General features: G+C 70.0%; 10 protein-coding genes. 3 read left to right on the top strand and 7 right to left on the bottom strand.

Annotation, left to right across the window (positions count from 1 at the left end):
* Positions 1-111: 111 nt before the first annotated feature.
* Entirely contained in the window at positions 112-1,551 is a 1,440-nt protein-coding gene (locus tag OVA15_RS08615) for an alanine/glycine:cation symporter family protein (RefSeq protein ID WP_268145674.1), read from the bottom strand.
* A gap of 211 nt (positions 1,552-1,762) precedes the next feature.
* The gene (locus OVA15_RS08620; RefSeq protein ID WP_268144364.1) at positions 1,763-2,986 is read right to left on the bottom strand and encodes a multidrug effflux MFS transporter; all 1,224 of its coding nucleotides are present in this window, start codon (positions 2,984-2,986) and stop codon (positions 1,763-1,765) included.
* Between the two features lie 87 nt (positions 2,987-3,073).
* On the opposite strand from OVA15_RS08620, the gene trmB reads away from it, so the two are divergent.
* Positions 3,074-3,883: a tRNA (guanosine(46)-N7)-methyltransferase TrmB gene (trmB, locus tag OVA15_RS08625; protein WP_200904742.1), complete on the top strand. Its 810-nt coding sequence runs from the start codon at positions 3,074-3,076 to the stop codon at positions 3,881-3,883.
* Here the strand turns inward: trmB and OVA15_RS08630 are convergent.
* The 5 genes from OVA15_RS08630 to dnaK all read right to left on the bottom strand — a co-directional run bounded on the left by OVA15_RS08630 (position 3,865) and on the right by dnaK (position 10,403).
* The gene (locus tag OVA15_RS08630) at positions 3,865-5,883 is read right to left on the bottom strand and encodes a BCCT family transporter (RefSeq protein ID WP_268144367.1); all 2,019 of its coding nucleotides are present in this window, start codon (positions 5,881-5,883) and stop codon (positions 3,865-3,867) included. The genes trmB and OVA15_RS08630 overlap by 19 nt on opposite strands.
* Before the next feature lie 121 nt (positions 5,884-6,004).
* A complete protein-coding gene (locus OVA15_RS08635; protein ID WP_268144368.1) occupies positions 6,005-6,487 on the bottom strand; it encodes a heat shock protein transcriptional repressor HspR in 483 nt (160 codons plus the stop codon).
* A 101-nt stretch (positions 6,488-6,588) separates the two neighbouring features.
* Positions 6,589-7,599 carry a DnaJ C-terminal domain-containing protein gene (locus OVA15_RS08640; protein ID WP_268144370.1) on the bottom strand — a complete coding sequence of 337 codons (1,011 nt, stop codon included), beginning with the start codon at positions 7,597-7,599 and terminating at the stop codon, positions 6,589-6,591.
* 178 nt (positions 7,600-7,777) lie between these two features.
* Positions 7,778-8,383 (bottom strand): nucleotide exchange factor GrpE, encoded by a 606-nt coding sequence (locus OVA15_RS08645; RefSeq protein WP_268144372.1) that lies wholly within the window; start codon positions 8,381-8,383, stop codon positions 7,778-7,780.
* A 160-nt stretch (positions 8,384-8,543) separates the two neighbouring features.
* Positions 8,544-10,403, bottom strand: coding sequence for a molecular chaperone DnaK (dnaK, locus tag OVA15_RS08650; RefSeq protein WP_268144374.1), 1,860 nt, complete (start codon positions 10,401-10,403; stop codon positions 8,544-8,546).
* Between the two features lie 266 nt (positions 10,404-10,669).
* Here dnaK and OVA15_RS08655 point away from each other — a divergent pair, with 266 nt between their 5' ends.
* Entirely contained in the window at positions 10,670-11,341 is a 672-nt protein-coding gene (locus OVA15_RS08655) for a low molecular weight protein-tyrosine-phosphatase (protein WP_326493276.1), read from the top strand.
* Positions 11,338-11,754 carry a hypothetical protein gene (locus tag OVA15_RS08660; RefSeq protein ID WP_268144376.1) on the top strand — a complete coding sequence of 139 codons (417 nt, stop codon included), beginning with the start codon at positions 11,338-11,340 and terminating at the stop codon, positions 11,752-11,754. The genes OVA15_RS08655 and OVA15_RS08660 overlap by 4 nt, the downstream gene beginning before the upstream one ends.
* The last annotated feature ends 10 nt before the right edge of the window (positions 11,755-11,764 follow it).

Below are 11,764 nucleotides of genomic sequence, written 5' to 3' on the forward strand. Positions count from 1 at the left end.
GCTCCCACCCTAGGCACGCTCGGCTGCCGCAGGGGAAGCTGTCGTCGTCGTTTGCCGTGGAAAAGCGACGAGGGGCCTGCCGGTCCGCCGGCAGGCCCCTCCCGAGTGCGCTCAGCGCCCGGTCGACTCGTACGTGTCGATGCCGCCGGGGTGGCCCGCCATGAAGGCGTCGATCTGCGCCTTGCCGGCCCGCAGCTGCGGATCGTTGTCGAGGTAGTGCTTGGTCTCCCGGTAGATCAGCCCGGAGAGCACGAGCAGGCCGATCAGGTTGGGGATCGCCATGAGGCCGTTCATGACGTCGGCGAAGTTCCACACGACCGCCAGGGGGACGGTGCAGCCGATGTAGACGACGATCGAGAACACGACGCGGTAGGGCATGACGGCCCGCCGGCCGAACAGCCGCTCCATGCAGCGCTCGCCGTAGTAGGCCCAGCCCAGGATCGTGGAGTAGGCGAACAGGACGAGTCCGATGGTCACCACGTAGTGGCCCCAGTTGCCGGGCAGGCCGTGCGAGAAGGCGTCGCCTGTCATGGTCGCGGCGAAGTCCGAGCCCTGCTCCCACACGCCGGTCGTGATGATCACCAGGCCGGTGAACGTCACCACGATGATCGTGTCGATGAAGGTCTGGGTCATGGACACCAGGCCCTGGCGCACCGGGTGGGTGGTCTGGGCGGCGGCGGCGGCGATGGCGGCCGAGCCCATGCCGGACTCGTTGGAGAACGCACCGCGGGCCACGCCCATCTGCACGGCCAGGATCAGCGCAGAGCCGGCGAAGCCGCCCACGGCGGCCGTCCCGGAGAAGGCGTCGGTGAAGATCAGGGCGATCGCCGCGGGGACGTCGACGATGTTGACGATCAGGATCCAGATCGCGCCCACGACGTAGAACACGATCATGATCGGCACGAAGCCCGAGGAGACCTTGGCGATCGACTTGATGCCGCCCACCAGCACGGCGAGCGTCAGGATGGCCAGCACCGCTCCGGTGATCCACAGGGGGATGCCGAAAGAGCCCTCGACATTCGAGGAGATGGAGTTGCCCTGCGTCATGTTGCCGATGCCGAACGACGCCAGCGCTGCGGCCACCGCGAAGAACAGGGCCAGGAACTTGCCGATGCCGCCCGGGATGCCGCGCTGCAGGTAGTACTGCGGCCCGCCCGAGATCTCCCCCTTGGCATCGGTCGTGCGGAAGCGCACGCCCAGGAAGGCCTCGGAGTACTTGGAGGCCATGCCGAACACGCCCGTGACCCACATCCAGAACAGGGCGCCGGGGCCGCCGATCGAGATCGCGGTGGCCACGCCCACGATGTTGCCGGTGCCCACCGTGGCCGCCAGGGCCGTGGTGAGCGCCTGGAACTGGGAGACGTCGCCGCCCACGGCGTCGTCGTCCGCCCGGTCGAGCAGGGCCAGGCGCAGCGACGGGCCCAGCTTGCGCAGCTGCAGGCCCGAGAGGCGGATGGTCAGGTACATGCCCGTGAGCAGCATCAGCGGGATGAGGCAGAAGGGCCCCCAGATGATCGACCCGAAGCTGCCGAAGCACTGGGCGGCATCGATCGAGCCGGGGGTGAAGCAGTACGAGCCGATGCCCGCGAGCTGGTCGAGCAGGTCCTGGATCACGGGGGGTCCTCTCGTCAGGGAGTCTGGAGCCGGAGAGACGCGCGACACGCCCCATCCGAAAGCATCTAAGCACACAGGTGATTGCCAGCCGGTGCTCGGCCTGCTCACGGGAGAAGTGTGTCGACAGGCCTGCCCGTCGCTGGTCCGCTCAGTCGGCGTCGGCGCGCCGGGACAGCCGCAGGGCGGTCACGGCGCAGATCAGCGCCAGTCCGGAGAAGATCAGCATCCACACCGCCATGGGCACCGCGGTGCTGTCGCCGCCGAGTCCGGACAGCGGGCTGGCGATCCCTCCGAGCAGGAACTGCAGCAGCCCGAGAACCGCCGAGCCGGCCCCGGCCCGGTGCCGCGCCTCGGCCTGGCCCAGCGCGATCGCATTGCCCATCACGAATCCGAAGCACGCCTGGGCGGCCACCACGTGGGCGATCAGCGTCCACATCGGCGCACCGGCCAGCAGAGCCGCCAGACCCACCAGGTTGATGCAGCTGAGCGCGATCAGCGCCGTGCGCAGGATGGCGCCCGGGGAGAAGCGGTTCAGGAGGCGGACGTTGACCAGGCCCCCGAGCAGCCCGCACAGCGCGCCGAGGGCGAAGACGACCGAGTAGCCGAGCTCCGAGAGCCCCACGATGTTCTGGAGCACGAACGAGGAGGCGGAGATGTAGGAGAACAGGCAGCCGAAGGCGAAGGCCAGGGCCAGCGCCCAGCCCATGAACACGGGCTGGCCCAGCATGCGCCACGGCCCCTCGAAGATCCCCACCAGGCCGGCACGGCTGCGCTCGGCCGGAGGCAGCGTCTCCTTGAGGACCACGAGCGTCCCGGTGAGCATGAGCAGGCCGAAGCCCGTGAGCAGCCAGAAGACCGTCTGCCACACCGCCTGCGAGGCGATCACTCCGCCGATCAGCGGCGCGACGATGGGCGCCATGGAGGTGATCGTGCCGAGCAGCGTGTAGACCTTGGCGGCCTCGATGCCGGAGACCGTGTCCGAGACCATCGCACGTCCGACCACCACGCCCGCAGCGCCGGCGATGCCCTGGACGGCGCGCAGCACGAGCATCATCTCGATGCTCGTGGACAGGGCGATGCCCGCCGAGCTCAGCGTGAACACCGAGGTGCCGGCCACGATCAGGCCATAGCGCCCCAGGCGATCGGAGACGGGCCCCAGCACGAGCTGCCCCAGGGCCATGCCGATCATGTACGTGCTCAGCGAGAGCTGGACCGCCGTGATCGGGGTCCGGAAGTACTCGGCCGCCGCCGGGATCGAAGCCAGGTAGATGTCCGTGGCCATGGGGCTCACCGCCGCCATGATGCCCAGGGCCACGATGAACATGGCCCGATCTGCTCCGGAGGACAGCTTCAGCCTGGTCAGCGACGACACGGTGCTCCTGCGCGACATGCCCGGTCGGGGCGGGGAGGGGTGGGCGGCGGCCCCATCACCCTAGCGGCTGGCTAGACTCACCGACTGATGAGCGAGCACAGTTCCCCCGATCAGACCGCGCCCGAGACCGACGACCAGACCGGCGGGGATGCGGATCCCACCCGCTTCCACCGCCAGCCGCTGTCCTTCGTGCGCCGCGGCGACCGCCTGACCCATCGCCGGCAGAGGGCCTGGGACGAGCTGGCCCCCGAGCGGATCCTTCAGGTCCCGCGCGAGATCACCGACACCTCCGTGGCCGCCCACGCCGTGTTCGACCAGGAGGCCGTCTACGGCCGGCGCGCCCCGCTGGTCGTCGAGATCGGCTCCGGGCTGGGCGAGGCCATGGCCCACCGCGCCGCCGAAGTCCCCGAGCAGGACTTCCTGGCCGTCGAGGTCTACACCCCCGGTCTGGCCGACCTGCTCTCCAAGTCCGACGCCGCCGGGGCCACCAACGTGCGCGCCGTGCAGGCCAATGCCCCCGAGGTGCTCGAGCATTTCCTGGAGCCGGCCTCGGTCGACGAGCTGTGGGTCTTCTTCCCCGATCCGTGGCACAAGAAGCGCCACCACAAGCGCCGCCTGGTCTCCCCCGGCTTCGTCGAGAAGGTCGCCCGCGTGCTGCGCCCCGGGGCCACCTGGCGGCTGGCCACGGACTGGCAGGAGTACGCGATCCAGATGCGCGAGGTCATCGAGGCCGACGGCCGCTTTGAGAACCTGCACCCCGGCCCCCTGGCCGATGACGCCCAGCCGGATCAGGGCTGGGCGCCGCGCTGGGAGGGCCGCACCCTCACCAGCTTCGAGCGCAAGGCCAGGGAGGCCGGGCGCACTCCGCGGGATCTGACCTACCGCTTCTCGGGCTGATCCTCGCCGGGGCCGGCCTCGGCGCCCGGCTGGGCGCCGGCCTCCGGGCGCCCCTCGACCGACGACCCGTCGGCGTCCGGGCTGCGGGGCTCGTCCTCCTGAGCGGGGAACGTGCCCGTGCCCCAGTCGTAGTCCACGGGACGGCCGTTCTCATCGGTGCGCTGGTACCAGTCGGTGTACTCGCTGGCCGAGGAGTCGAAATCGGCCGCCGTGGCCCACTCCCGGTCGGGGCCGTCGGCCTTCTGCACGGCGAGCATGAAGTCGTCGCCGTGCTCGTCCACGCCGTGGCGCACGGCCTTCTCCAGGGCCCACTCCCCGTAGGCGCTGCGCAGGATGTAGGGGTCGGTGCGCAGATCCTTGTGGAAGGCCACGGCCATGGCGAAGATGATCAGCGTGAACGGCAGCGCGGTCACGGTGATCATGTTCTGCAGTCCGGTCAGGGCGTTCTCACCGCCGACCAGCAGCAGCACGACCGCGATCCCGGCCATGCACAGCCCCCAGAAGACGGTGACGAGCCTGCGGGGCTCGGGATTGCCCTTCTGCGACATCTGGGAGGCCACGACGGAGGCCGAATCGGCGGTCGTGATGAAGAAGACCGCGAGCATCACGATCACGATCCCCGTCACGACCGCCCCGCCGGGCAGGGTCTCGGCCACGACGAAGAAGATCTCCTCGGGGGCCGGCAGGCTGGCCGCCGTGCCGTCCGGGGCGATGGTCCGGTTCTGCAGCTGCTCCCGGATGGCCGTGCCGCCCAGGATGGTGAAGGCCAGCACCACGATCGACGACGGGATGAACAGCACCCCGAAGATGAACTGCCGGATGGTGCGTCCGCGCGAGATCTTGGCGACGAACACGCCCACGAACGGCGACCAGGAGACCCACCAGGCCCAGTAGAACGTGGTCCACGAGGAGAGGAACTCCTGCATCTCGGGGCCGTCGGACATCGAGGCGGAGAGCATCGTGGGCAGCTCCGCGAAGTAGGTGACCACGACGGCGGGGACGTAGTTGGCCAGGAACGCCGTGGGGCCCACGATGAAGAAGAACAGCGCCAGGGCCACCGCCAGCACCATGTTGATGTTGGACAGCCAGCGGATGCCGCGCGAGACCCCGGAGACGGCCGAGGCGATGAATCCGGAGGTGAGCAGGGCGATGATCATCAGCGCCATGGCATTGCCCGTCTCGCCCAGGCCGGCGAAGATCTCGACGCCGCGCCCGATCTGCAGCGCCCCGATGCCGAGCGAGGCGGCCGTGCCGAACAGCGTGGCGATGATCGCCAGGATGTCGATGATCTTCCCGACGGCGTTGTCCGTGCGCCCGTCGCGGAAGAACGGGGCGAACACCGAGCTCATCAGCGGGACGCGGCCGCGGCGGTAAGAGGCGTAGGCCACGGCCAGTCCCACCATCCCGTAGATCGCCCACGCGTTGAGGCCCCAGTGCAGGGCGGCCTGGGCCGAGGCCAGCTTCATGGCCTCCTGCGTGCCCGGATCGACCGAGCCGGGGCGCGGCGAGAGGAAGTAGGTCATGGGCTCGAACGGCCCGAAGAAGATGATGCCGATGCCGATGCCCGCCGCGAAGAGCATGGCCGCCCACGACGCGGTCGAGTACTCGGGCTCGTCGGTGTCCAGGCCGAGCGGGATCCGGCCGTAGCGCGACAGGGCGAGGCACACCAGGTAGATCAGCAGCCCCACGGCCAGGGAGTTGAAGGCCCAGCCCATGTTCACGCTGGTCCACTGCAGCGCGGCCGTCGAGATCTCGGTCAGCGACTGGGTGTCGAGCAGGCCCCACACGATGAACGCCAGGATCAGCGCTCCGGTGACCACGGTGATGATGCGGTCCACGCCGTAGCGGTTGAGCTGGCCGTCCACCGAGATACCGGGTACCAGCACCGGGTGGATGTTGTGCGGGTAGGTGATCTCCCGCAGGAAGGCTCGCCCTGCTGCGGCCTCCTTCCCGTGTCGTCGGGACTCGGTGGGGGTGCCGGACGCTTCGCTCCTGGGCATGGGGTGCCTTCGGTGTCGCGGTTCGATGGACTGCTTCACCATAGGCGAAGGCGGCGGCCCGTCCCGGGGAGGACGGACCGCCGTCTTCACAGCCGCGACCAGCGCGTGCCGCGGTGCTACCTCAGCACCGCTGCCGCTGCGTCGCGGAGGCGCGCCCCTGGCCGTCGCTCGGGCGGTAGAGCATCAGCGCCCGGGAGCTGGAGACCCCGGGGCGCTCGCTCGGCAGGCGCCGCCTGCCGCGGGGCAGGCGCACGATCTCGCCCGAGGCCGTGGCCGCGAACACGGACTGATCGGACTCCACCTGCTCCAGGGCCTCGTCGCGCTCCCGCGTGAGCTCGGTGAGACGGTGCTGCAGGGCGGCGACCTGGCTCTCGAGCTCGATGATGCGCTTGATCCCCTGCAGGGAGACGCCGTCCTGGGACAGCTGCTGGACGTGGCGCAGCTTCTGCACATCGCGCTGGGAGTAGCGCCGAGCGCGCCCCGGGGCCCGGGAGGGGCGGACCAGCCCCTGGCGGTCGTACTGGCGCAGGGTCTGCGGGTGCATGGATGCCAGCTCGGCCGCCACGGAGATCACGAACAGCGGCTTGTCCGTGTCGAGAGCCATGGCATTCACGTTCCTTTCCAGATAACGGGGTTCCGGTGTCCCGGCGGGCGGACCCGGGAGCGATCCCGGGCCGGCGCTGCGAGGCCGGGCTCGGAGCCGGCTCACGCGCCGGCGCGCTCCATGAGCTTGGCCCGGGGATCCTCGCCGGCTGTGGCGGCGGCGAAGTCCTCGACCGCCTTCTTGGCTGCGTCGTTGAGCTCGGCGGGCACGGCCACCTCCACGGTGACGATCAGATTGCCCTGGCCCTTGGACGAGTGCACGCCCTGGCCCTTCACGCGGAAGCGGCGTCCCGACGACGTCCCGGCCGGAATGCGCAGCGACACGGTGCCGCCGGTCGGCTTGGGGACCTGGACGGTGCCCCCGAGCGCGGCCTCCGGGAAGGAGATCGGCACCGTGACCAGGAGGTCGTCCGTCTCCCCCTTGCGGGAGAAGACCGGGTGCTCGCCGACCTTGACCGTGAGGATCAGGTCGCCCGGGCCTCCCGGGCCGTCATGGCCCTTGCCCCGCAGCTTGAGCTTCTGGCCATCGCGCACGCCCTGCGGGACCTTGACCGTGGTGGTCTTGCCGTCGGAGCGGCGCAGCCGCACCGTGGTTCCCTTGAGCATGTCGTCGAAGGAGATCAGCGTGGACGTGGTGAGGTTCTCGCCCTTGGCGGGCGGCTGAGGGGACTCGTAGCCGTCGAAGCCTCCGGCGCTGTAGCCGCCGCTGTAGCCCCCACCGCCGAAGCCGCCGCCTCCGAAGAGGTCCTCGAAGCTGAAGCTTCCGCCGCCGCCGGTGGTGGTGTAGCGGGTGCGGGTGCGCCCGCCCCCTCCGAAGGCGTCGCCGAACAGGTCCTCGAAGCCCCCGCCTCCGGAGCCGCCGGCGAAGCGGGCGCCGGAGCCCATGGCGCGGATCTGGTCGTACTGCTGGCGCTCCTCGGGATCGGCGAGGACGTCGTGCGCCTCGGAGATCTCCTTGAAGCGGGCCTCCGCCTCCGGGTCACCGGGGTGGCGATCCGGGTGGTGCTTCTTGGCGAGCGTGCGGTAGGCCTTCTTGATCTCGGCGTCGGTCGCGTCCTTGGAGACGCCCAGAACGCCATAGAAGTCCTTGTCGATCCAGTCCTGACTGGCCATGACGCCTCCTTTCAGGGGCAGTTGACGGTGGTGATGGTGCTTCCGGGGGCCCGTATCCCTCGGGTCTGCCGGGAGGAGATGACGGGGCCGCCCGCCGAGGCGGACGCCCCCGTCATCTCAGGTGCACGGGCCGCTGCGCGGCTCGTGTCACGGCGCTCGCCTCCGCGAGCGGGCCGGCTCAGTCGCCCGGCGCGACGGCCACCTGGGCCGCGCGCACCACGCGCCCGCCCACGCGGAAGCCGGAGCGCAGCACGAGCGAGACGTGGTCGGGCTCGACGCCCTCGGCGGGCTGCTGCAGCACGGCCTCGTGCACGTTCGGATCGAAGGCCTCGCCGACCGTGCCGACTCGCTGCAGCCCGTTGCGCTGCAGCGACTCCTCGAGCTTGTCGGAGATCCGGGCGAAGGGCCCGTCGGTGATCTCTCCGGCCTGGCGGCCGGCGTCGATGTCATCGAGCACGGGGACCAGCGAGGCGACGACGTCGCCGATGACGTGATCGCGCAGCTGATCACGCTCGCGGGCCGTGCGGTTCTTGTAGTTCACGAACTCGGCCTGCAGTCGACGCAGATCCTCGAGCCGCTCGCGGGCGAGGTCATCGCCCTCCGGCTCGCCCTCGGCGGAGCCGGCCTGATCGGCCTGGCGGGCCTCCTCGGTCTGCTCCGCGCCCAGGACGTCCTCCGGGGTCAGCGGCTGCTCGGCCGAGGCCTGGTCCTGGTTCTCGGCGGGCTGCTCGGCCTCGCCGGGCACCTGATCCTCCGAGCGCGGGTCCTCTGGATTGGTGGTCATATCTGGCTCCTCAAGCGGTGTGGGCGCGCAGCCCGCCCGAACGGGCTGGGGCTCGCGCGACGGGGTGCGGATGCGGACGAGGCCCGCCCGGCGCCGTCGCGGGGCCGCCGCTGTGCGCGACGGGTCCCGCCAGGCGCTCGGGCGAGCCTCGCAGCGCGGGTCACTTGGACGAGTCGGAATCCTTCTCGTCGTCGACGACCTCGGCGTCGACGATGTCCTCGTCCTCATCCTGGGCGGGCTGCTCGCCTGCGGCTGCGCCCTCGGCGCCGTCCTGCGAGTAGACGGCCTCGCCGATCTTGCCCATGGAGCCCTGCAGCTTCTCGACGGCCGACTCCACGGCGGAGTCGTCGTCGCCCTCGAGCGCGGTCTTCACCGCGTCGATGTCCGCCTGGACCTCGGTCTTGACATCGTCGGAAAGCTTCTCCTCATTGTCCTTGACGAGCTTCTCGGTCGAGTAGGCCAGCTGCTCGGCGTTGTTGCGCATGTCCGCGGCCTCGCGGCGCTTCTTGTCCGACTCGGCGTTGGCCTCGGCGTCCTTGACCATGCGGTCGATGTCCTCCTGCGACAGCGAGGTGCCGCCGGTGATGGTCATGGACTGCTCGGTGCCGGTGCCCTTGTCCTTGGCGGACACGTGCACGATGCCGTTGGCGTCGATGTCGAAGGTGACCTCGATCTGCGGCACGCCGCGCGGGGCCGGCGCGATGCCGGTCAGCTCGAACGTGCCCAGGTTCTTGTTGTCCCGGGTGAACTCGCGCTCGCCCTGGAAGACCTGGATCGAGACCGATGGCTGGTTGTCCTCGGCGGTCGTGTAGACCTGCGAGCGCTTGGTCGGGATGGCCGTGTTGCGCTCGATCAGCTTGTTCATGACGCCGCCCTTGGTCTCGATGCCCAGCGACAGCGGGGTCACGTCGATCAGCAGCACGTCCTTGCGGTCGCCCTTGAGCACGCCTGCCTGGATGGCGGCGCCGATCGCAACGACCTCATCCGGGTTGACGCTCTTGCTGGGCTCCTTGCCGCCCGAGAGCTCCTTGACCTTCTCCACGACCGCGGGCATGCGGGTCGAGCCGCCCACGAGGACCACGTGGTCGATGTCCGAGACCTTGATCCCGGCCTCCGAGATGACATCCCGGAAGGGCTGCTCCACGCGGGCCAGCAGATCCGAGGTCAGGGACTCGAACTTGGCGCGGGTCAGGGTCTCATCCAGGTGCACCGGGCCCTCGCTGGTGACGGAGAGGTACTGCAGCGAGATGTTGGTCGAGGAGGCCGAGGACAGCTCCTTCTTGGCCTGCTCGGCGGCCTCCTTGAGGCGCTGCAGGGCGATCTTGTCCTTGGACAGATCCGCGCCGGTCTTGGACTTCACCTGCTCCAGCAGCCAGTCGACGATGCGCTGATCCCAGTCATCGCCGCCCAGGCGGTTGTCACCGGCGGTGGCAACGACCTGGATGGTGGAGAAGTCGTCGTCGTCCTTGCCGACCTCCAGCAGGGAGACGTCGAACGTGCCGCCGCCGAGGTCGAAGACGAGGATGTTCTCGTCCTCCTTGCCCTTCTCCAGGCCGTAGGCCAGGGCAGCCGCGGTGGGCTCGTTGATGATGCGCAGGACGTTCAGGCCCGCGATCTCGCCGGCCTCCTTGGTGGCCTGGCGCTCTGCGTCGTTGAAGTAGGCCGGGACGGTGATGACGGCGTCCGTGACGTCGTCGCCCAGGTAGGCCTCCGCGTCCGCCTTGAGCTTCATGAGCGTGCGGGCCGAGATCTCCTGCGGGGTGTACTTCTTGCCGTCGATCGAGGTCGTCCAGTCCGTGCCCATGTGGCGCTTGACCGAGGCGATGGTGCGATCGACGTTCGTGACGGCCTGTCGCTTGGCGACGGCGCCCACGAGGGTCTCGCCGTCCTTGGAGAACGCGACGACCGACGGGGTGGTGCGGGCGCCCTCCGCGTTCGCGATGACGACGGGCTCGCCGCCCTCCAGCACTGCGACGCAGGAGTTGGTGGTGCCCAGATCGATGCCGACTGCTCGAGCCATGGTGATTCCTCCTTCTGCCGAAGCCTCTGACGGGGCCTTCGGATCTGTTCTTGCGGTGCTCACTGCGAGCGGTTGCCGGATCCTTTAGGCCCGGACGGCCTCTCTCGTTGAGCTTTCTGGACTCAAGTATAGCCCTGCCAACCTTCGTGTCAAGCAGACTTGAGTCAGTTCGTATCAACTTTCCGATGCGCCCGGGCACTCCGCTGTCCCGCGCTCGTCAGGGCCCGCTCATACGCCGCACATGCATGCCGCCTACACTGGAGCGCATGTATCGCATCGCAGTCGTGTGCACCGGCAACATCTGCCGCTCGCCGATGGCCGAGCTGGCCCTCGAGCGCGAGCTCGATCGCGCCGGGCTCGCCTCATCGGTCGAGGTGGACTCCGGGGGCATCTCGGACGAGGAGCACGGCAACCCCGTGGATCCCCGGGCGGCGCGGGTGCTCGAGCGCGAGGGGCTCGATCCCTCCGGGCACAGCGCCCGCCAGGTCACCCCGCAGTGGTTCCAGGACCACGACCTCCTGCTGGCCATGACTCCTGAGCACGCTCGGGCCCTGCGCGCCATGGCCCCGGAGGGCGCCCAGGACCGGGTGCGCCTGTACCGCTCCTTCGACCCGCAGGCCGCCGATCTGCCCGAGTCCGAGCAGGGCGTGGCGGACCCCTGGTACGGCGGGGCCGAGGGCTTCGAGAGCACGTGGGAGATGGTCGTCGACGCGCTGCCGGGGATCGTCGAGCACGCCGCGAACAGGCAGGGGCCTGAGGCATGCAGGACGTCGAGCTGCACATGGACCCCGCGATCGCCGAGCGCAACCCCTCGGGCATCGCCCTCATGCATCAGCTCACCGAGCCGATCCACCGGCCCCACCTCATCGGGATCGACGGGCGCTCCGGGGCGGGCAAGACCTCGCTGGCCGGGCAGCTCGCGCAGGTGCTGTCCGTGACCCGAGATGTCGTGGTCTTCCACCTCGAGGACCTCTACCCGGGCTGGGACGGCCTGGATCGGGGCATCGCCATGTACGAGGAGTCCATCCTCTCCCCGCTGCGCGACGGCCGGGACGCCTACTGGACGGCGTGGGACTGGCTGGCCGACTCGCCGGGCGGACCGCGGCTGACCCGTGCTGCGGAGATCGTGGTCCTGGAGGGTGTGGGAGCCTGCAGCGCACCGGCGCGAGAGGCCCTCGACGTCTCCGTGTGGGTCGAGCTGCCGGAGGCCCAGCGCCGGGAGCGCGCCCTGAACCGCGACAGCGGCTTCGAGCCCTACTGGGACATGTGGGCCCAGCAGGAGCTGGACTACCTGCAGCGCGATCCCGTGTGGGAGTCCGCCACCATCATCCAGCCCGGCCCCACCGGCTGAGCCCTCGGCC

Source organism: Kocuria sp. SL71 (assembly GCF_026672465.1).
Lineage (GTDB): Bacteria > Actinomycetota > Actinomycetes > Actinomycetales > Micrococcaceae > Kocuria > Kocuria palustris.

Coding starts and splice junctions, on each gene's coding strand:
- dnaK (WP_268144374.1), bottom strand. CDS start 10,403: ATGGCTCGAGCAGTCGGCATCGATCTGGGCACCACCAACTCCTGCGTC.
- OVA15_RS08635 (WP_268144368.1), bottom strand. CDS start 6,487: ATGGCTCTCGACACGGACAAGCCGCTGTTCGTGATCTCCGTGGCGGCC.
- OVA15_RS08630 (WP_268144367.1), bottom strand. CDS start 5,883: ATGCCCAGGAGCGAAGCGTCCGGCACCCCCACCGAGTCCCGACGACAC.
- OVA15_RS08655 (WP_326493276.1), top strand. CDS start 10,670: ATGTATCGCATCGCAGTCGTGTGCACCGGCAACATCTGCCGCTCGCCG.
- OVA15_RS08645 (WP_268144372.1), bottom strand. CDS start 8,383: ATGACCACCAATCCAGAGGACCCGCGCTCGGAGGATCAGGTGCCCGGC.
- OVA15_RS08640 (WP_268144370.1), bottom strand. CDS start 7,599: ATGGCCAGTCAGGACTGGATCGACAAGGACTTCTATGGCGTTCTGGGC.
- trmB (WP_200904742.1), top strand. CDS start 3,074: ATGAGCGAGCACAGTTCCCCCGATCAGACCGCGCCCGAGACCGACGAC.